This is a genomic window from Paenibacillus sp. 01T47 (assembly GCF_056398245.1).
This window is the reverse complement of the sequence record NZ_JBFTPA010000001.1, coordinates 357,397-378,602: the sequence shown is the minus strand read 5'-3', so window position 1 is coordinate 378,602 and position 21,206 is coordinate 357,397. Positions and strand designations below refer to the sequence as shown.

At 45.4% G+C, this 21,206-nt stretch carries 14 protein-coding genes; 3 read left to right on the top strand and 11 right to left on the bottom strand.

The genetic code is table 11. The features are described 5' to 3' along the window. Positions 1-118: 118 nt before the first annotated feature. The 6 genes from AC1DOV_RS01580 to AC1DOV_RS01555 all read right to left on the bottom strand — a co-directional run bounded on the left by AC1DOV_RS01580 (position 119) and on the right by AC1DOV_RS01555 (position 10,853). Positions 119-1,918: a methyl-accepting chemotaxis protein gene (locus AC1DOV_RS01580; protein WP_441877860.1), complete on the bottom strand. Its 1,800-nt coding sequence runs from the start codon at positions 1,916-1,918 to the stop codon at positions 119-121. Between the two features lies 1 nt (position 1,919). Continuing rightward, a complete protein-coding gene (locus tag AC1DOV_RS01575; protein ID WP_441877858.1) occupies positions 1,920-3,233 on the bottom strand; it encodes a putative bifunctional diguanylate cyclase/phosphodiesterase in 1,314 nt (437 codons plus the stop codon). Between the two features lie 222 nt (positions 3,234-3,455). Next, complete coding sequence (locus tag AC1DOV_RS01570) at positions 3,456-4,184, bottom strand: response regulator transcription factor (RefSeq protein ID WP_076268413.1); 729 nt, start codon at positions 4,182-4,184, stop codon at positions 3,456-3,458. 102 nt (positions 4,185-4,286) lie between these two features. After that, the gene (locus tag AC1DOV_RS01565) at positions 4,287-8,135 is read right to left on the bottom strand and encodes a response regulator (RefSeq protein ID WP_441878035.1); all 3,849 of its coding nucleotides are present in this window, start codon (positions 8,133-8,135) and stop codon (positions 4,287-4,289) included. 167 nt (positions 8,136-8,302) lie between these two features. Beyond that, positions 8,303-9,298 carry an L-glyceraldehyde 3-phosphate reductase gene (gene mgrA, locus AC1DOV_RS01560; RefSeq protein WP_441877856.1) on the bottom strand — a complete coding sequence of 332 codons (996 nt, stop codon included), beginning with the start codon at positions 9,296-9,298 and terminating at the stop codon, positions 8,303-8,305. A gap of 109 nt (positions 9,299-9,407) precedes the next feature. Then, the gene (locus tag AC1DOV_RS01555; protein WP_441877854.1) at positions 9,408-10,853 is read right to left on the bottom strand and encodes an HD-GYP domain-containing protein; all 1,446 of its coding nucleotides are present in this window, start codon (positions 10,851-10,853) and stop codon (positions 9,408-9,410) included. A 291-nt stretch (positions 10,854-11,144) separates the two neighbouring features. Here AC1DOV_RS01555 and AC1DOV_RS01550 point away from each other — a divergent pair, with 291 nt between their 5' ends. Both AC1DOV_RS01550 and AC1DOV_RS01545 read left to right on the top strand, forming a co-directional pair. After that, positions 11,145-12,281 carry a peptidylprolyl isomerase gene (locus AC1DOV_RS01550; protein ID WP_441910521.1) on the top strand — a complete coding sequence of 379 codons (1,137 nt, stop codon included), beginning with the start codon at positions 11,145-11,147 and terminating at the stop codon, positions 12,279-12,281. 398 nt (positions 12,282-12,679) lie between these two features. Beyond that, entirely contained in the window at positions 12,680-13,552 is an 873-nt protein-coding gene (locus AC1DOV_RS01545) for an aldose epimerase family protein (RefSeq protein ID WP_441877850.1), read from the top strand. Between the two features lie 120 nt (positions 13,553-13,672). Here the strand turns inward: AC1DOV_RS01545 and deoC are convergent, their stop codons facing one another. After that, positions 13,673-14,362, bottom strand: a complete 690-nt coding sequence (gene deoC / locus AC1DOV_RS01540; protein WP_477548989.1) for a deoxyribose-phosphate aldolase — start codon at positions 14,360-14,362, stop codon at positions 13,673-13,675. 282 nt (positions 14,363-14,644) lie between these two features. Between deoC and AC1DOV_RS01535 the strand changes: the two genes are divergently transcribed. After that, a complete protein-coding gene (locus AC1DOV_RS01535; protein WP_477548988.1) occupies positions 14,645-16,306 on the top strand; it encodes a PAS domain S-box protein in 1,662 nt (553 codons plus the stop codon). 32 nt (positions 16,307-16,338) lie between these two features. Here AC1DOV_RS01535 and AC1DOV_RS01530 read toward each other — a convergent pair whose 3' ends face one another. The 4 genes from AC1DOV_RS01530 to AC1DOV_RS01515 form a co-directional block, all read right to left on the bottom strand. Further along, entirely contained in the window at positions 16,339-17,535 is a 1,197-nt protein-coding gene (locus AC1DOV_RS01530; RefSeq protein ID WP_477548987.1) for an MFS transporter, read from the bottom strand. Between the two features lie 403 nt (positions 17,536-17,938). After that, positions 17,939-18,772: a carbohydrate ABC transporter permease gene (locus AC1DOV_RS01525; protein ID WP_076268419.1), complete on the bottom strand. Its 834-nt coding sequence runs from the start codon at positions 18,770-18,772 to the stop codon at positions 17,939-17,941. Then, positions 18,762-19,670, bottom strand: coding sequence for a carbohydrate ABC transporter permease (locus AC1DOV_RS01520; RefSeq protein ID WP_477548986.1), 909 nt, complete (start codon positions 19,668-19,670; stop codon positions 18,762-18,764). Before AC1DOV_RS01520 ends, AC1DOV_RS01525 begins: the two co-directional genes overlap by 11 nt. 105 nt (positions 19,671-19,775) lie before the next feature. Continuing rightward, positions 19,776-21,101 carry an ABC transporter substrate-binding protein gene (locus AC1DOV_RS01515; RefSeq protein ID WP_477548985.1) on the bottom strand — a complete coding sequence of 442 codons (1,326 nt, stop codon included), beginning with the start codon at positions 21,099-21,101 and terminating at the stop codon, positions 19,776-19,778. Positions 21,102-21,206: the final 105 nt, after the last annotated feature.

The following is a 21,206-nucleotide window of genomic DNA, read 5'->3' as shown; positions in this document are numbered from 1 at the left end:
GAAAGACCTGCAGGCAAAGTGCCCGTCAGGTCTTTTTGTGCTTTCATCCCCCCCATTCACCTACAAAAAATGCCCCAACAGCATAACGCTGCTAGGGCATTATTCATTCTCCTTTAAGCTAAACCTTAAATTTCATAATTTCCTTCTGCAAATGCTCTGCCATATTGGCAAGCATAGCTGATGCCGCTGCAATTTCTTCCATCGAGGCCGTCTGCTGCTGCGCCGCTGCAGCTACAGATTGCGTACCAGAAGCCCCTTCAACCGCGATATCAACGACCTCTTTAATGGTCAGCATCACTTGCTCTGTACCTGCTGCAATGCCATTTGCTGCTTGCGAAACCTCATCAATTTGCTCAGCAACCTGCATAACCTCGTCCCGTATAGAGCCAAACATGCGGCCTGCTCCTTCAACTGCTTGGATGCCGCCGGATACGACAGTGCCCGCATCATTCATCGCCAGCACCACACGTTCCGTCTCCGTGCCAACAGCCATAACAATTTTCGTAATATGATCGCTTGATTCCTTCGTTTGCTCTGCCAGCTTGCGAACCTCGCCAGCTACAACCGCGAAGCCTTTGCCGTGCTCGCCAGCCCTTGCCGCTTCTATAGAAGCGTTCAGTGCAAGCAGATTCGTCTGAGCAGAAATGTCTGATATAACCTGCACCATTCTAACGATTTCCGTGGATCGATTCCCAAGTCCTTGTACGGCTGCAGCCAAACTATTAAAAGATAGCTGTATCGATTCCATTTGAACAACTGCCTGCTGCAGCGTCTCGTTTCCTTCTGTTGCCTGGCGGGAAGTTTTTTTGGCTGCATGTGACGCTTGCTCCGTGCTGACCGCAATTTGCTGAACGCTTGCCGACATTTCATGTATAACCTGAAAACTCTGCTCAGCACTAGCCGATTGCTTCTCAGCCCCATCTGCTACCTTCTGAATCGTATATGCGATATGTTCGCTTGCATGGCTGGTTTGTTCTCCGCTAGCCATAAGCTCCTCCGAGGAAGCAGCTACCTGATCCACGCTGCTCCCCACCTCGTGCACAAGCGTTTTAAGCTGCTTTACCATTTCATTAAAGCTTACAGCAAGTACGCCTGTCTCATCTCGGTAATGGCAAATAATTGGTTCTATTTGAAGATTACCTTTTGCAACCTCCATCGAAAGCGCAGAAACCTGCTTGATTGGCCGTGTCATGCGGATCGTAAAGAGTATTGTTGCTGCCATACCGACCGCTATCGTAATTAATAAGGTAACGATTGTAACCGTCACAATCTGTTCAGCACCCTTATTAAAATCCTGCATATATGTACCCGAGGCAATAATCCAGCCCCAGTGAGGGTCCTTCTCTAGGTAAGTAATTTTCGACGCCAGTTCATTCTCTGTACCCGGAAGCGCCCAAGTATAATAAACAAAACCGCCACCCGACTCCGCTTTCTTCATGAAGGCATCCGAAACAGGGAGACCCCATTCAGAATCGAGCACTGGTTCTCCATCGCTGTACTTAAGTCCAGCAAGACTGCTGCCCTCCATCGTGGGATGGGCAATCGTGAGTGAGTCTTTGTCTAATGCAAAAACATAACCGTTTTCGCCGAGATCAATGCTTTTATTGATAGGCCGTTTGCCTGCCTCATTCTTTGGTCCAAGCATAGAGACTTTGACGAACTCCTCTGCTTTGGCGCGGTCAATCGCTCCTGCTTTCACCTGTGTGTCGAGCAATGCAATTAAACCGATGGTGCTTTTAACGCTATTTTGAAGCAGCTTCTCGCCGCCGTTGTCCAGTTCGCTAACAGCAGTATTGTAACTTAAAGTACTAACTAGAATGCTAGGAATTAAAAGAAGCGACAAGCATAACGCCATTAGCTTTATACGAATCGTAGGTTTGATCGATCGAAGATTTTTTACCTTGTTCAATAGACTCACTTTACAGTTCTCCTTTAGTCATCTTCTTTGCTGTGTATTCCGAACATCGTATCATGGATATATCAAGCACGTCAGGTTCCTGTGGTTTGCCCAGAAGGAATCCCTGTACATAATTGCAACCCCATTCGCCTAATAATTCGTATTGTTCCTTGTACTCTACACCCTTGGCAATCACTTCAAGACCAAGCTTATGAACGAGATTAATGATGCCTTCAACGATAATGCGATCCGCGCTTTGCAGATCAATGTTTCTAATGAATGACTTATCGATCTTAAGGCAATGAATCGGCAATTGATTCAAGTTGTTGAGGGAAGAGAATCCTGTTCCAAAATCGTCTAGTATGATTCGAACGCCTGCTGCTCGAAGCCAGCTAAGTGTAGATATGGCTGTAGTTGAAGTATGAAGCATACAGCTTTCCGTTATTTCAAGCTCAAATGATGAAGGCGCAAGCTCATACTCCTTTAACACATGCAGCACCGTTTGTGAAAAGGTAGGATCTTGCAGCTGAAGAGAAGATATATTAATTGACATGTTAAGACTATTCAAACCATATTTGCTCATGTTCGCGAGCGTTTTGCACGATTCTCTAAGCACCCATTCTCCAATAGGTGCAATGAGACCGCTATGCTCTGCTATAGGTATAAATTCTGTAGGTGAAATATCGCCAAGCTCAGGATGCTGCCAGCGCAGCAGCGCTTCAAATCCTCTAAGCTTGCCGTCCTCCATGCGATAGATTGGTTGATAGCTGAGGTGAAATTGCTGTAAATATAATGCCGGTCTTAATGCCGCTTCGATAGCGATGCGTCGGTTAAGCTTATTCGTATCTTCCAAATTATAAAATCTTGCTCGATTGCCGCCCTGCTCTTTTGATTGGTATAGGGCAGACTCCGCTCGGCATATGAGCTGTTCGCTTGTTCGTCCATCCTTCGGGTATAACGTTGCCCCAATACTCGAGGTCATATATAGCTCCGCTCCGTTAATATCGATGGGACGCTCAATTGCATTTTTGATAGCCTCCACAGCTTGCATGCTTTGACATTCATCATGTTCTACAGGCATAGCTACCATAAATCTGTTTCCACCAACTCTACTCACCGTTGTAGCAGCCTTTCTAGCTTCAGCCAGACGCTGCCCCATCATGAGGAGTACATGGTTGCCAAACTCTGTTCCTTTGGTTTCGTTTAAGCGATAAAATTTATCCAAATCCACCAACGCCACCACCATCCGCTTGCCTGCTGCACGTACGACATTTACGGCCAATTCCAGCTGTGCAAAAGCCTCCTTGCGACAAGGCAAACCGGTCAACGCATCCATGTTGTTCGACCACCATCCATTTCCATTTCAGTTGTATAAAGTTATTTTGTCATAAAACTATTAGAAAAATTAATGATCGATATTTAGAACTATGTTAGATATCTTAATACCCATTCATTTAACCTTACAATTAGGCCAAAGGTAGCGATTTTTCGCACCAATTGTTAGCAAAAAAAAAGAACCACTCCGCTACAATGGAGTGATTCTTATTAAAATCTGTATTCAGCTTTGATTCTTGCTCGTATGCTGAGCGGTATACTTATAGCCGAATCCCCAAACCGTTCGAATGAGCCGCGGTTCCTTCGGGTTCTGTTCAATCTTCTTGCGAAGGTTGACGATATGTACGTCTATGGCACGGTCTGTTACGAAGGAATCAAAGCCGCGGATCGTATTTATAAGTTCTTCCCTGCTAAACACCTTGCCCGGATGTGCAAGAAATAATTTCATCAGCTCATATTCCGAGAAGGTTGTTTCAACTAACTTCCCGCGAACCAGCAATAGGCGTCTCTCAAAATCAAGCTGAATGAGCTCCCCCTCTTCGGTCGCTTCCACTGCTGCTGAAACCTGCTGCGCTGTCTCTGTCTGCATCGTATTCGATCGACGAATTAACGCCTCTACCCTAGCTGTCATTTCGTGCATGCTGAATGGTTTGCACATGTAATCATCCGCTCCAGCTTTTAAAGCCTGAACTCTTTCTGACACTTCACTCTTCATGGATAGAATCATAATCGGTACGTTAGAGCGCTTTCTAATTAGCGCACACACTTCCATTCCGTCCAGATCGGGCAAGATTAAATCAAGCAGCACCAAGTCCGGATTAAACTCTGATGCGAGTCTTAATCCGTCATCTGCTCTATAAGCTTGCATGACAGAATAGCCTTCCTCGGATAAATACATAGACAGCATATCACTCATCATGACGTCATCTTCAATAACTAAAACCTTATACATTGTCGTCACCCTTTTTGAGGATTGAAGATTTCTGTCGAATATTTTTTGTATCTCTACTATACCTTAACGTTATTAAAGGAACAACAAGTTGTTAGAAATTTGTTAGGTTTTATTGTCGAATACATCTTTCGCTTTCCGAAGCCCATCCAAAAGCCGCTTTAACGTCACCTCTAACTGAATAATAGCTTTTTGCAAATTGTCCGATTCAAGCTCCGGCAGCTTCACGATTCGCTCAACCTCACAAGCCGCCTCTAACAATTCGTATGCGGATAAATAACCGGCAGCCCCCTTAAGTGTGTGAGCCATTCGTTTGACAATTGTTAGCTCCGATTGCTTAATCATCATTCGCAGCTGGTCTGCAAATGAATCGTAATCAAGCATAAATTGCTCCATCATATGCAGCAAGATCGGCAGTTTTCCATTCACTCTTGCCAGTGCGCTTTCAACGTCCATGCCGTCAATAGACGGCAAACTATCTATATTTGCTGGTTCTAATGCACGTGAACGATCATTTAGCCCAGATTTGACGACCGGCTGAATAGTCGAACCGCTGATTTCCTTCAACCAATAGGAAATGACATTATGAATTCGCTCGGAGGAAATAGGCTTCGTTACCACATCGTTCATCCCCAGCTTCAAATAACGCTCGTGATCATTGCGAAGCACGTTTGCCGTCACGGCAATAATCGGAATATGATCATATTTAGCTTGTGTGCGAATGATGCGAACTGCTTCCGATCCATCCATTATCGGCATATGAATATCCATTAATATAAGATCCCAGCGCTCTTCGCCCAGCTTAATCAGCACTTCCTCGCCATTCTCAGCTAAGCCGACCTCGTAGCCCCGCTCCTTCAAAATTTCGATTGCAACCAGCTGATTAATTTTATTGTCCTCTGCTAACAAAATCCGCGTATTTGTCACATTTTGCTGAATCGTGGCTACTGACTCGATTTCTTGTTCCTTCCCATCCGTGCCTTTATGATCGAGAACACTTTCAATTGCACGAAGCATAGCCGTCCTCATGATAGGCTTAATCAACAATGTTACCGGTCTTTGCTCAGCAGGAAGCTGCATCATTTCGTCGCGTCCATAAGAGGTCGTCATAGCAATGGTTTTGACACCAGCTAGTTCCGCATCACGATGGAATTCAAGCCAGGTTTCTGCACCGTACATATCCGGCATCTCCATATCAAGCACGATAAGCTTCGGCAGAGCGCCAGCTCCAATGCGGCGCAGGCGATCCCTAGCCATTTTCCAAGAGTGAAATGGAATAGGCGTCAAGCCAAACGATTCGACAATATCGCTCCAGTGCTCCCGCATCTCGTCATCATCCTCTACGATCCACACGGGCTGCTCCAATAAATCCTGATGAACCTGCAAACGCGGTTCTGTATACTTATGAATAATAGTGAATGGCAGCGTAAAGTAAAACTCGCTTCCAACAAGCGCTTTGCTGGTAACCTTCAGCTTGCCTCCCATTAATTCAACAAATGATTTGGATATGACAAGTCCAAGTCCCGTTCCACCAAACTTCCGTGTTGTTGATCCATCCGCTTGCGTAAACGGTTTAAAGAGCTTCTGGACCTGCGCCTCGCTCATCCCAATCCCCGTATCCGAGATGATAAACTTCACGTCTACCCCTTTATCCGTCTGCTCCACTATCTCCAGCTTCAGCCTTACTTTTCCTCTATTCGTGAATTTGATCGCATTCATGCACAAATTGAGCAGCACCTGCTCAAGACGCAGCGCATCGCCAATAATCGTTTGAGGCAATTCCTCTGGCGTATCAATAATGAATTCAAACTGCTCTTTACCGCCCATAAATACGCTTAATTGATCAGTGATCCGGTGCATCAGCTCCTCAGGCTGGAACGGCTGACGTTCGATGTCGACCTTGCCTGCTTCAATTTTGGAGAAATCCAAAATATCATTAATAATTCGCAGCAGCGTCTCCGAGGAGGTATTCATCTTGTCCATATAATCCTTCTGTGACGAAGAAAGCCCTGTCTTGCGCATTAATTGCGTCAAGCCGATAATGCCATTAAGCGGCGTGCGTATCTCATGGCTCATGAGCGCCAGGAATCGACTCTTCGCTTGATTCGCTTCCTCCGCTTCGAGTGTGGCGCGAACAAGCTTCTCCTGCACCATCTTCTGCTCCGAAATATCTCTTGCTATACAAGAGAAAAACAGCTCACCCGTATCTTCATCCTTATGCGGCACGATGACCATGGAAACGTACAGCGGCTCGCCATTTTGCTTCATCAACTGCGCGTCGCTTTCCCAGTAACCAAACTCTTTGGCGAGCGCTGCTCCTCTCACAAGCTCCGAATACATTTCTGGATGAGAATATTCCTCTACCATATGCACCTGATCCGCATTGCTTTGCAAGCCCAGCATTTCTCTGCCTGCCCCATTCATATAGACGAGCTTGCCTCTTGAGCTGACTGATGCTATTAAATCCTTGGCTGATTCAACGATGTCGAGCAAACGGTTGCGTGCTTTCTCTACATGCTTACGGTCGGATATATCGAGCACCATACCTACAACACCAGAGAACCGTCCATTGCGGTCACGCAAACCATTCGAGCTGTGCAGCGTTGGAATTCTTGTTCCGTTTTTATGAATAAAGGTCCATTCCCTCTCATAGGAGAAGCTCGTGCTGCGGAGCTCCTTGAATACTTCAAGACCAGGCTGAACCGTTCTGCCAAGCTGTTCGGTAAGCTTCTCAGCTTCCAAGCGAACCTCATCTAGATCCATGAACAACAGCGGTGTAGCGCTCCCAGCTAGCTCCGAAGTCTTGTAGCCCAGCATCTCTTCAGCTGTTTTATTCAAATAGGTGACCTTATACTGATCGTCGAGCACGATAAATGCATATTGATTCTGATTAATAATTGCTTCAAGGCGATCGAACATTTCTTGCAAATGCTCCATCATGCCGTTCACAGAATGACCAAGCTGACCAATCTCATCATACGGCTCAACTTCAAGATGCTCAGCCTCGAAGCTCCCCGCTGCAGCCTGCTCCGTCACGCCCAAAATACGTTCTAATCGCTTCACAATACGTTCGAAGTAGAGAAAGAAGAAGATAACAATGATCACTTCCGAGACAGCAATCGTCGTGAAAATACGCCAAAAGATCGGCTTTACCTCTTCTTCCAGCTTGGACATTGGCTCTTGCAGTGCAAAACGCCATGGCGTTTCACTCACCTTCGTATGAAAAACCGCGTACGATCTTCCCGCTATATTAATTTCCGAAACACCCTCATAAGAGCCAAGCATCTTCTCCGCAATCGGAGACAAGGAAGACTTCTCATGAAATAAGCCTTTGCTAATGATTTCTTGGTCATCAGAGCTATAGATGATGCCACCTTCATCATTGAATAAGCGTATAATCGTTTGATCGCCAGTAAATTCAATGAATGGCCGGAGTGTCGCCATGACAATAGAGGCATACACAACTCCTTTGAGTTCATTCGTAGCCCCATATACTGGTACAACGATAAATGATTGCGTAGCATCAGAAAAAGAAGGCTTAAAAGGGTCTGTAATGACCACTTTGCCTGTAATCGACTCCTGAAAAAATGACTCCATGCTCATATCTCTTCTAATACCATCGGTACGCAGGCTTATGCCTGATTCATCTATATACCCAATCGAGTGATAGATAAAGCCCCCACGAACGAGCTCACGTCCAAAATAATGAAGACGCTCCTCATCTGTGCCAAATCGGACAACCTCTGTTCGGCTCATCACAATAACCTCCGCTTTGCGGATAGCCATCCATGACGCCAATTCGTTTGCACGTTTGTTTTGCATACTGCTTGTTTTCTCGATTTCAGATTTGAGCATTGCATCCTTGACCGCAGAATAGTTGCCTATTCCAGCAATCAACAGCGGAAAAAAAGAAATGAGAACAATCAGGATCAAACCTTTTGTACGCAACGACATTTTTTTCAAACCACTTCCACCTTTCGCTACGCATGAGCCAAATCTGCCTGACTTTGACACTATTATATCTCTTTCAACTATTATTTGGATAATAAAAAAACGCTAGAGCCTGCATGCCGCAACACTGCGGTTAGCTGCTCTAGCGTCTCATTATCATTTATACTAAGTTATTCGGCTGCAAGCACCGATTCAATACGGCTAAGCTCCTCGTCGCTGAAATCAAGACGGCTCAATGCTGCAACATTATCATCAATTTGTTCAACACGACTTGCTCCGATCAAAGCCGAAGTTACTCTTCCGCCTCGGAGTACCCAAGCAAGAGACATTTGGGCAAGCGATTGTCCACGATGCTGTGCAATCTCATTCAACAGCTTAATCTTATTCAATGTGCTGTCTGTAATATGATCCGCCTTCAGAAATACACTTGGTCCTCCAGCGCGTGAATCGGCAGGAACACCGTTCAAATAACGATTCGTCAACAAGCCTCCAGCAAGCGGAGAAAATACGATCGAGCCAATGCCTTCTTCGTCCAAAACATCCTGCAAGCCGTTCTCGATCCAGCGATTGAACATCGAATAGGATGGCTGATGAATAAGGAAAGGCGTACCTAGATCCTTCAGAATAGCGGCCGCTTTAGCTGTTTGCTCTGGATTGTAATTCGAAACGCCGACATACAACGCTTTTCCTTGGCGCACAATATGATCAAGAGCCCCCATTGTTTCTTCAAGCGGTGTATCCGGATCTGGACGATGGTGATAAAAAATATCGACATAATCAAGGTTCATCCGCTTTAGGCTTTGATCCAAGCTGGAAACCAAATATTTGCGTGAGCCCCATTCGCCATAAGGACCTTCCCACATATAGTAGCCAGCTTTGGTTGATATAATAAGCTCATCACGATATGCTGCAAAATCTTGTTTAAGTATTTGGCCAAACATTTCTTCTGCTGAGCCAGCAGGCGGTCCATAGTTATTCGCAAGATCGAAGTGCGTAATGCCTAAATCAAATGCACGGCGTACCATGGCACGCCCATTCTCATGACGGTCAATGCCGCCGAAATTATGCCACAATCCTAAGGAAATTGCCGGCAGCTTTAAGCCGCTTCGTCCGACACGGTTATACTTCATGCTCTCATACCGATTATTAGCCGCTAAATAAGTCATGTTCAATATTCCCCCAAACCGTTATTGGAATCGCTTATTGTGCTTATTAAGCATCAACAAGCTGCTTCCCGTATATTGTACAACTGCAGATTGCCAAATGGAAATGCAACTATTTGATCTGCCTTTTCTCCAGCTTCAAATGCGGACTGTTGCGGACGGTTTCCTCGAAAAAGCTCGTTTGCTCCCGAACAAGGCGCTCCCATGCCTGAACGCACACGGGGTCGAAATGTCGCCCGCTCTCCTTTAGGATAATTTCCATAGCCGCCTCATGCGACATCGCCTTTCGATAAGAACGTGACGAGGTCAAGGCATCATAAACATCCGCTACGGCAGTCACCCGTGCAAGCAGCGGTATCTGTTCACCTACAAGCTGATCGGGATAGCCGCTGCCATCCCACTTCTCATGATGTGACCTTATAACGGAAAGCTCCTCCGGCATAAAACCTAATCTTTTGCACAAATCGTAGCCCGATATAGGATGCACCTCAATAATTTCACGTTCCTCTGGTGTAAGCTTGCCTGGCTTGTTCAAAATCGTATCCGGTATTCGCAATTTGCCGACATCATGAACTAACCCGCCTTGCGCAATCGCTCTTAATTCAGCTGAGCTGAGTGAGAGCTCCTCGCCCAGCTTCAAAGCATAGAGGGCTACCCGATAGTTATGGCCTGCTGTGTAAGAATCACGTGCTTCCGTTGTCATCACCAGCTCTCGAACGCTTGAAGACATATAGGTGTTAATCCAATCGCGCGGATTGGCGCGGAACATCAGCTTAATAGAGGCTGTAATGGACTTGGAGCTGACATATTGATTCACAATACCCCAAACCATGACGACAACTGAAGCAAGCAATAGGATATGGTAAAGCCACCAGCTTATATTCCAAGCCTCGCCACTCACGATAATCAGCTGTGCAATAATCATCCAGCCTGAGCTGTACACGATGGCTAGCTGCAATGGAAAACGAGAGGATATGTACGCTTGCAAATACCGATATATTGTCCAGCCATTCAAAGCGATCGTAAATAGGCTTGCGGCCCATTTCATTGGCAAATCCTTAAAATGCAGAAATAGTATAAGATTCGGGTAAAACCAAAGGATGGTGCAAAGGGCAAGAAGCAAGGATATCCATAAGGGCAAAAGCATTCGCTGCAACTGAGCAAACCATTTGATGAGAGGACGATCTACAGATATAGAGGACAACCACAACCATACAACGGCCAGTATAACGCTAAGCTGAGCAGTGCTGCCTGCAGTACTTGAGTGATGCGTTAAAAAACCAGGGGTAGATAAGCCATGCAGAACAAACAATGCAGATAATGATACATAAGATAACGATAGAAAACTAATCTTAATATTGCGAAGGGTAATCGCGACGAATCCTACAGCAATAGCAAGGATCAGTGAGATCAATGCTACGAGACTGACGATATAAAAATGCTCTTGAGGTGCGTTAATGCTCTTATCAAGCTCCGAACCTCGCAACGCGAAATAGCCTGCCAACGGCAAAATCATTAATAAAACTAAACGTGTGTACACCCACATATTTTTGCGCAAGCTTATTCCTCCTAGATGTCGTTCTTTATATGTATTTGCTGGTAAACATACCGCCTGTGGGAGGCGCAAAATGTAAAGCTTCATCAAAAACCAACATGAAACTTGTAGGATAATGTTGGATATTCGTCTTTTACTATCATATCATCACGCAGTCAACCTATAAATAGTGAAATTTCGCGGAAATACGGATAATTCGAACCGACAACATATATTTTTATTTTAGATTAAGGTTTTTTCAATCTTGTTTTGTTATAGTAGTTGAAGACAGGTAAATTGAAGGGAGTTTATGGAATGAATAACAAGGAATCGCAGCCAAACAAAGACGCAGAAAACGAATTGACTGCGAAGGAAGAACGTTACGAGCTCGAACAGACAGAAGAGCAGGACAAGCTTTCGGATCAAGATACAGCTATCGAAGAGGAGCTTCAACAAGAATTAAACGAAGAGCTTCCTGAAGCATCAAACGACGAGGTTCGTGCTGCTGCCCTAAATTCGGAGAGCGTTCATCAGGCTCCCAAAGGCGGAAGCGGTAAAGCATGGTTGATCGTCTCAGCAGTACTAGCTATTTTGCTGATCGTCGTATTAATTAAACCGCCATTTGGATCAAGCAATGAAACCGTGGCAACAGTCAACGGTGTCAACATAGGGAAAGACAGACTTTACGATGAGCTAGTTAAAGCAGGCGGTCCGGCTACACTTGAGAACATCATTACACAAGAGTTGATCTTCCAAGAAGCAGAAGCAAATAACGTCAAAGTTACAGACGCTGACGTGGATGCTGAAATTGCGCTGATCAAGAAGAGCTTCGGTACGGACGAGCAGTTCAATAATGCACTTGCTCAGTACAACATGACGCTTGAAAACTTGAAAAGCGATACAAAAATCAATCTAACGATTCGTAAAGTTTTGGAGCCAAAAACAGACGTAACTGCGGAAGAAATTCAACAGTTCTATGATACGAACAAAGCTGCACTTGGCACACCTGAGCAAATTCAAGCTTCACACATTTTGGTAGCAACAAAAGAAGAAGCTGACGCTATTCTAGCTGAGCTTAAGCAAGGCGGCGACTTCGCTGCAATTGCAAAAGCGAAATCGATCGACCCAGGATCGAAAGATAATGGCGGAGATCTTGGCCTATTCGGAAAAGGAAAAATGGTTCCTGAGTTCGAAGCTGCTGCTTTTGCATTGAAAATTAATGAGATCAGCGGTGTTGTTCAAACCGAAAACGGCTTCCACATTATTAAGAAAACAGCTGAGAAAGCTGCTGTTGTTCCAACGTTCGAAGAGAAAAAAGAAGAAATTAAGAACCAGCTTGTTGCTACAGAAGCAAATGAGCTATCCGAAGCTTGGATGACAGAAATTCGTGCAAAAGCAAAAATCACGAACACACTGACTCCAGCAGCTACTGACGCTCCAAAAGCTGAATAATAGCTAATGCTTTCTTTAAAAGGACTGTGCTTCATAGGTTATTTATAACCTGTGGGCACAGTCCTTTTTTCACAATAAAAAGCCCCCCTTTCGCCCGGAGGGATGGGCTTCAGGGAGGCTTTGGCTTCAGAAAGACAGATGAGCCTCTTCAATTTTATGTCATTCTTCTGAAGTTAATATATATTATTCTATGACTATCAATTGGCGTAGATGATTGTTTTACTAGATTCGACCATTTTAAAACAGGCAATCGATCGGTTAGGGATAGTCGTACGGATGACGGGGAGGGCGAAATGACTCTGTAGGCGTGATTTAGGACATAAATAGTGAGGTAGCGTGTATTGCGAATATGATATGATGGTGAAATATGCCATGTACCTATTATTGGAGGGAAACAAGTGAGCAACTACGAAGTACGCAGCTATAAGGATACGTATACCTTGTATGAATTAACGGAAGAAAGCACGCAATCCCGCATCATTGTATGTCCAGAGCGCGGCGGTATCGTTATCGGCTGCCAGCTGCATGGACTAGAGCTCTTTTATTTGGACAAAGCGACGTTTGAGAACCCCACAGCCAATATCCGCGGAGGCAATCCGATCCTGTTCCCAATTAGCGGGCAGCTTGCTAACCAAACTTATGAGTGGAACGGTCAATCGTACACGATGGCTAATCACGGCGTTGCCCGTACTGCTGTATGGGATGTTGTCAGTACAAAAACGGATGGTGAGGCTTCGATTACAATCCGCCTGCAAAGCAATGAAGAAACGCTGCGCTCCTACCCTTTTGCATTCGAATTGTTGTTTACCTATGTACTGCAGGATGGTCAATTACATACGCGTCAGCTGTACCGCAATCTAAGCGAAGCAGCTGCGATGCCTTTTTATGCTGGCTTCCATCCTTATTTCGCCATTGATTCGGGTAAAAAGATCGCATATGAAAGCGATGCTACCCGCTATGTCGATTATAACGATAATGTAGAAAAACCATTTGATGGTGTTATCGACTTGGAAGGACTTGTGGAATCCGTATGCCTGCTCGATGCGAAGAAGAGCGAAATCTCCTTCGTCGCTTTGCAAGGCGCTCGCGTTCGTCTAACTTACGATGACATTTTCAAATATATGGTGCTTTGGTCCGTTAAGGATCGGCCTTTCGTATGTGTAGAGCCATGGATGGCTGAAAATGGTGAGCTTAATCGTCAAGAGGAGCTTGTCCTGCTGAACGCTGGCGAAGAGCTGCATGCCAACATGACGATTAGCTGCGAACGTTAAGTCCCGTCTCTTTGGACGAACGATTCAGCCATTAAGCAAAAAAAGAGAGGGAAGCCTTGCAAGCCATGGGTTCGGTTCCATGGTGCAAGGCTCCCCTCTTTTCATTTTAAGAGCAACGAACTAATAGCCTTCGCCTTGACCGCCTGTAACGATAGCGATACCAGAGCTTGCTCCAATACGTGTAGCGCCCGCTGCGAACATTTGCAAAGCAGTTTCCCGGTCGCGTACTCCGCCGGATGCTTTCACACCGAGGTCAGTACCTACCGTACGGCGCATCAGCGCGATATCCTCTACCGTAGCGCCTCCCTTGCCAAAACCCGTCGATGTCTTCACGAAATCTGCGCCAGCCTGTTTGCAAATTTCACATGCGACAACCTTTTCTTCATCCGTTAGAAGTCCCGTTTCAAGAATAACTTTAAGCAGGGCTTGTCCTTTAACCGCCGCAGCTACACCCTCAACATCACGCTTCACGCCTTCAAGATCGCCTGATTTCATCAAGCCGATGTTTAAAACCATATCCACTTCCGTTGCTCCAGCTTCAATAGCAAACTTCGCTTCTGCTGCCTTAGATGCCGTCATCGTCGCTCCTAATGGGAAACCAACGACTGTCGTTATGCCTACTCCCGATCCCTTTAGTTCTTCAGCAGCTGTTGCTACCCAGCCTGCATTTACGCAAACCGTTGCAAATTGATACTGCTTAGCCTCGCGGCAAATTTGAAGTACCTCATCCTTTGTTGCATCAGCTTTAAGTATTGTATGATCGATCATCGCCGCTATTTCCGCAGGCGATAAATTCATATCGTTGCTCATTTTGCTGCTCCTCCTCTATCATTTTGATTGCTCCAAACATTGCTCTGCCGGTACGCCTCATCCCTATCCTATCCAAACGAATGGGCGAGATACGCATGATACGTTTCATTATACGAAGCTTTGTTCAAAACAACAATAATATAGCGCCGAAAATACCACATGCTTACTTTTTTGCAGATGATCTTTCCTACAGAAGTCATGTGGACAAACGGATGGTTGTGTTCTATTCTTTACTATGTACTAACAAACTTATCCAGTCTGAACCGCAGAGAGGTGCGCAGCTTGACCTTGTTTTCGAAATCAAAGCGCGAAGCTGATTTATTCGGCAGCGCTTTTCATTATGCCTCAATAGGCATGGCATTAGTAGATTTAGATGGTCGTTTTATCGTAGCCAACCCTTCCGCTCAAACGATGCTGGGTTATGAGGAGAAAGAGCTTATCAATCTTACGTTTGGCCAAATTACCCATCCGGATGACTTGGAAGAGGATTACCGCTACGTGAAACAGCTGCTCGAGGGCGAAATCGACACCTTTCAAATGGAGAAGAGATACTTCAAAAAGACCGGCGGCATTGTAACCGTGCTTCTTTCCGTATCCCTTGTATATGATAGGCATGGCGCCCCCCGTCATTTTATATCGCAAATGATGGACATTACAGAGAAGACGCAAGCCGTGTCGGAAGTAAGGCAGCTTACGATGCGTATCTCCACTATTTTGGAGAGTATCTCAGATGCATTTTTCTCACTGGATCATGAATTTAGGTTTATCTATACGAACAATGCGACTCAGGAACTATTTAAGCGAAACAAGGAACAATTGATTGGTTATAGCATATGGGAGCTATTCCCTTGGCTCGCAGAGTCCATAAGCCATCTAGAATATAGGTTGTCTATGGAAACCAATCAGCACCGCATGTATGAGCAATTTATTCCACGGCTTAATAATTGGTTTGAGTCGAATTTATACCCGTCCGAATTTGGACTCTCCGTTCATTTTCGCCAAATTACAGAGCGGAAGCGAATCGCTGACAAGCTGCTGGAGAGCGAGAAGAGCTTCCGGCTGCTTGCTGAGAATTCAAGCGACATGATCTCCAAGCATGATCGAGATGGGTTATTTACTTATGTATCCCCTGCTTGCTATATGCTGCTTGGCTTTCGTGATGATGAGCTGATTGGATCGTCACCGTTTGTTTTGTATCATCCTGATGACAGAGGGAGAATGCTCGAAAATCAGGAGCTCATTTACAGCAACGTTGAAGCCAATACCATTACTTATCGCATGCGCCGCAAGGAAGGCATTTATCGCTGGCTCGAAACGACCTCCCGCGTCATTTATCATGATGGTGATCGCACGCAGACGATCGTTTCTGTCTCCAGAGACGTTACCCCTCGCAAAGAAAATGAGTTGAAAATGATTAAGAAGTATCAATTATTGCATAAGCTCTCGCATGTGGATGAGTTGACCAATATTGCAAATCGGCGAGTGTTTGATGAGTCTTGGAACAAGGAATGGCTGGAAGCGCAGCATCACCATATGCCGATCACGCTTATGCTGGGCGATATCGACAACTTCAAATTATTCAATGATACGTTCGGGCATCAAAAAGGCGACGAATGTCTCAGACAAATCGCCGCCGCATTGCGAAGCGCCCTGAAGCGTCCGCTTGATATTGTCGCCCGCTATGGGGGCGAGGAATTCGGATTTATTTTACCTCAAACGAGTGAAGAACGTGCCGCCAATATTGCATCTAGACTTCTGGAAGCGGTCAGACAATTAAAAATACCGCATGCAGAATTATCCGGCTACCAGCAGGTTACGATAAGCTTGGGATCAGCAACATGGAAGCCTGGCTGTTCCGCTAAGCAAGATGAGCTGTTTACCCATGCGGACAAAGCGCTGTACCAGGCGAAGCGCGAAGGAAAAGATCGATACGTATCACACTAATTCCACGCGATCGTCGCTGCTGTTTTTCACGGCTACGATCGCTTTACTATTTCCGCCAAACCCGCTTGCTTAAGCTGCTTCTCATATACGAAATATACAACTAAGTAAATGACGAAGAACAGACTGGATACGAGATACATCGTCGCATAATTCGACCATGTCGCGACTAGACCAAGCAGCATGGCTCCGCTTCCGATCCCGATATCGAATGCATTATAAAAAGTTGCAGTCGCTACCCCTCTTCGCTGCGGCTCCACCCTGTCAATCACCCAAGCCTGCAAGCCTGGGAAAATAGCCCCGAAGCCCGCTCCATAAAACACCGCTGCAAGCAGCAATGTTCCAGTTGATTTGGTCATATAAAGGATTATGCAGCCCACGATACAAGAAATTGCCGCAGGAAACAGTACCCAGAATCTCCCCTTCGAATCGAAAATCCGACCGCTGATAAAACGTATTAAAAATTCGCTTATAGCAAGGACAAGGAAGAAAAACCCTATATTTTGTACGCCTGTTTCTTTGCCGAACAATGTGATAAAGCTGATAACACCGCCCAGAGACAAACCTACAAGCAGTCCTAATAAAGAAGGCATAAGTGCTTTCGGCTCAATAAACCGCAGCATGAATGAGGTTTCCGTGGCGGACGCTATTTGCGCCTTTGCCCTCTCCTCTTTGGTGTCACCTTTGACGTAGGCCGTACAAACCATCGCAATCAGCAGTATACATGCGCCAACAATGAACAATACGGAGAAACCAAACTCCTCCATCAACCATATGCCAAGGAAGGGCCCGAGCGAAATGGCTACAGCATTCCCTGTACCGAAAAACCCCATGCCCTCTCCTCTTCGGGAGGCCGGTATGATGTCCGAAGCAACCGTTCCGTACAAGGTCGTTGAAATACCGAAGCCTACACCATGTACGATACGCAGCATAAGCATCATCGCAATCGTCACTGCGGCGTAATAGCTGGCCGTACCGATTAAACAAATGGCTACGCCGACGAGAAGCAGCAGCTTTTTGCCGAACTTATCCGAAGCCATACCAACAAAAGGTCTTAATAAAACAGCTGAAAAAGTAAATAAACCAATAATGAGTCCGATCTCAGCATCCGAGCCTCCTTTATTTGCCGCAAACATCGGAAGTGTAGGCAGCAGCATCTCCAGTGATAAGAACAAAAATAAATTAGATAAAATCAACAAAACAAACGGTTTGGTCCAGAGTGATTCCTTCACCTTATTAATTCCTCTCTTGTTGCTTGTAGTCGTGTCTATATTTCCTATAATGGAAAATTGATCTTCTGCACAAAATGGCACTCCTACATGATATCAGCAAAATTGATGTTCGTGACGATGTTTTATTCAAAGAAGGCAAGCTGACCGACGAAGAGTTTGATCAAATTAAGCTCCATCTATTATATTAGGGAAAGAGTTCTGTTTGGAATAATATTTGACAGAACCTATTAAAAAAAGCTCCAAAAGGAGCCTTATCATTACTCTTCTAGTTCACCAATTTATTTATAATACCATGTTATCGACGTAAAGAATTACTTTGTTAACATATGACTTTTTTTCGTTTCGAAGTAGCTGCAAAAAACAAACGTCAGTCCATTATTGGGCTGACGTTTGTATGTGAAAATTATTTCAAGCCCGTATTGGCAATGCCTTCAATAAACTTATTTTGAGCCAGGAAGAAAACAACCAGAATCGGGACAGTTGCTATGGTCGAAGCGGCAAGCAGCAGCGGCCAGTCCACGCCGGTATCCGTAGTCAGCAGCGATAAGCCGATCGGCAGCGTGAACAATTCCTTCGTATTTAAATAAATTAGCGGTTCAAAAAACTCGTTCCAGCTATTCATGAATGTAAAGATGCTTACGGTTGCCAATGCGGGCGTGGCAATCGGGAGCATAATCGACCTGAATGTGCGCCACGGCGAACACCCGTCTACTTTGGCTGCTTCATCCAGTTCAATAGGAACTGTAATTAGAAACTGACGTACGAGAAATACGCCGAACATCCCTCCCGCTCCAAGCATTGGCGGAAGAATCAGAGGAATATGCGTATCGATGAATCCGAGTTTTGATATCCAGCTGAATAATGGAATGGCCGTAACTTCCGTAGGAATCATCATCCCGCTGAGCAGGAACAGAAAGATCGCGTTTTTGAATGGAAAGTGCAATCTGGCAAACGCATAGCCTGCCAATGCGGACAAGAAACAAGTGCCTGCCGTGACGAGCACCGCGATATATATACTATTAAAAAAGTAGAGATGAAACGGCATTTCCGTAAACACGCGAATATAATTGAACCATTCCCAAGCTTCGGGTATCCACTGGGGCGGAAATAGAAACACCTCGGAATCCGTCTTCAAGGATGTGCTGACCATCCAAAAAAAAGGGAACAACACGATGAAGGAAACGATTGTTAGAACCAGATAGGATGCAAGGTTGGATGTTATCTTTTTATTGTTCATAATGTACCCATCTCTTTCTCAGTTTCCACTGTATCAAAGTCAGAACCAGGATAATGCTGAACAAAATAAATGCCAGTGCCGATGCATAACCGAATTCGTAGGAGCGGAACGCTTGTTTGAAAATGTAGAAGACCATCACGTAAGTGCTAGTTCCCGGCCCTCCGCCTGTCATCACATAGATTTGTCCGAACACTTTAAGAGAACCGATAACGGTTATTATCGTTATCATGAATACGGCTGGCGTAATCATTGGCAATGTAATGGATTTAAAGGTTTCCCAGCGCGAAGCACCGTCAATTTTGGAAGCCTCGTAATAATCCTTCGGCACATCGTGCAGAGCGGCCAGGAAGATGACCATGTTCATGCCCACGCCTTTAAGCGCACTAACCACTATAACGGTAGGCATCGTCCAAGTTTCCGAGAAAAGCCACGCAATCTCCGTTCCGCCAAACGTTCGGATCAGCAGATTGACTAATCCGCCGTCCGTAGAGAAAATAAACTTCCATACGATCCCCCAAACCACGAGGGAAACGACTACCGGCGTAAAGATCGCGGTCCGAAACAAGCCGATGCCCCATATTTTCCGTTTCAATAGCATGGCCAGCAAAAGCGATAAAACAATGTTCAGCGGGACCAAGCCCGCAGAGAAATATACGGTATTCACGACCGTATCCCAGAAGACGGGATCATCGCGCATGGCGTAAATATAGTTATCTAACCCAATGTACGTTGTATTTCCAAATAACGACCAATTCGTAAAGCTCATCACGAAAGCGTACACGATCGGGCCAAACAGAAAGATTATATATCCCGCCACAATAGGCAGTATGAATAAATATCCCATCCACATTTCTTTTGATTTCAAAGATGCTAAACCCACAGACTTACCTCCGGCCATTCGCGCCTACCTCCTGTTGTCAATATGACGCAACCCTCCCTATAATTTACGAGATCGCCCTATTGTTCATATGGCGATCTCGCAATGCTCCATCGTTCTGGAGGGTTATTTCAATAGAGGATTAATGCTGTCTTCCATAATTTTTAACGCTTGCTCGGTTGTCGTGGAACCGAGCAAAATCGCATCCATGTTTAATGTCACCTGCTCGTCAATCTTGACCCAGTTCGGATGAGAAGGCCGGATTGTACCTTCGGCCAACCGATCGTACGCAGCCACTTTCATCGTTTCAACAGTCGGGAACGGGAACTTGTTAAGATACTCATCGGAGTACAGGACAGACTTTCTCTGCGGTACAAAAAACTGGGCTACTTTAGCTGCATTTTCCTTATTACTAATAAATTTTAAATATTCCAGTGCTTCTTCCGGATTCTCTGCGTCTTTGAAGATCGAATAGCCTCCAAAGCCGATAGGCACCGTGACGCCATGGTCGCCTTTCGGAAGCGGAGCAATATCCCATTCGAAATCGACTTTGTCACGGTAAGCGCTTGTACGGGTAACGTTCTCAAACGCCATACCAAGCTTACCTGTATCAAAAGTTAACTGCTCGCCGATGCTTGGATGCGCTTTCTTATCGAGCAGCCCTTTAAAGAGATTGATCGCTTTGGCCGTCTCCGGCGTGTTCATAGCGAATTTAGTTGTGTCTTCGTTGAATATTTCGCCACCCATCGCCCAAATCAATGGAATCAGATTGTCGGACCAGTTGGAGGAACTTTGTATGAACTTCACGCCGTATACCCCTTCTTGCGGTTTGGAGATCGCTTCGGACGCTTTGACCATCTCATCGTAAGTCCAGTTGCCCTCTTCATAAAGCTGCATTGGCGACTTTAATCCATTCGCTTCAAACAGTTTTTTATTGTAGAAAACGACCTGAGGCGGCGTAGAGAATGGAATGCCGTAGAGTTTGCCGTCCTTTTCAAATGCAGTGAGCGTGGATGGTATTATATCACCGAACGCATAAGCCGCGTCCTCTTTCACGGACGAAATATCGAGCAGCTGGCCCCCATTCATAAATTGCGGAATCATGCGCTCTGAGATCCATACGATATCGGGCGAGGTTTTGGTCGCAGCCATGATCGCCAGTTTCTGCTGGTAGTCCGCCCACGGAATCACGGAAGTTTTGACTGTCACATTCGGATGGAGCTTCTTGTATTCCTCGGCAAGCTCGTCATACAACGCCACCTGGGCATCACTGCCCCAAACGGACATCTTAAGCTCGATAGGATCTTTTGACTCAGCAGCCACTTCCCCACTCGGCGTATTGTTCGTTTTTTCCTTTGCGGCTCCATTATTGTTATTGCCTTTTCCTCCACATGCGCTCAGCAACCCGAGCAGCAATACCATTGACAGCAAGACAAACCCGTATTTTTTCATTTTTATGCCCCTCTCTACGTTTGTAATCGCTTTCTATCACTAGTATAGATGTGATGGCTTCCAGAAAAAATAACGCGAATTCGAGAAAAACTATGTAAATTCGAG

What these genes read in the sequence shown, in the direction of transcription:
- AC1DOV_RS01575 (WP_441877858.1), bottom strand. Translation starts at nt 3,233, where the DNA reads ATGGATGCGTTGACCGGTTTGCCTTGTCGCAAGGAGGCTTTTGCACAG.
- deoC (WP_477548989.1), bottom strand. Translation starts at nt 14,362, where the DNA reads ATGAGCAACGATATGAATTTATCGCCTGCGGAAATAGCGGCGATGATC.
- AC1DOV_RS01550 (WP_441910521.1), top strand. Translation starts at nt 11,145, where the DNA reads ATGAATAACAAGGAATCGCAGCCAAACAAAGACGCAGAAAACGAATTG.
- AC1DOV_RS01565 (WP_441878035.1), bottom strand. Translation starts at nt 8,135, where the DNA reads ATGTCGTTGCGTACAAAAGGTTTGATCCTGATTGTTCTCATTTCTTTT.
- AC1DOV_RS01525 (WP_076268419.1), bottom strand. Translation starts at nt 18,772, where the DNA reads ATGAACAATAAAAAGATAACATCCAACCTTGCATCCTATCTGGTTCTA.
- AC1DOV_RS01570 (WP_076268413.1), bottom strand. Translation starts at nt 4,184, where the DNA reads ATGTATAAGGTTTTAGTTATTGAAGATGACGTCATGATGAGTGATATG.
- AC1DOV_RS01520 (WP_477548986.1), bottom strand. Translation starts at nt 19,670, where the DNA reads ATGGCCGGAGGTAAGTCTGTGGGTTTAGCATCTTTGAAATCAAAAGAA.
- mgrA (WP_441877856.1), bottom strand. Translation starts at nt 9,298, where the DNA reads ATGACTTATTTAGCGGCTAATAATCGGTATGAGAGCATGAAGTATAAC.
- AC1DOV_RS01515 (WP_477548985.1), bottom strand. Translation starts at nt 21,101, where the DNA reads ATGAAAAAATACGGGTTTGTCTTGCTGTCAATGGTATTGCTGCTCGGG.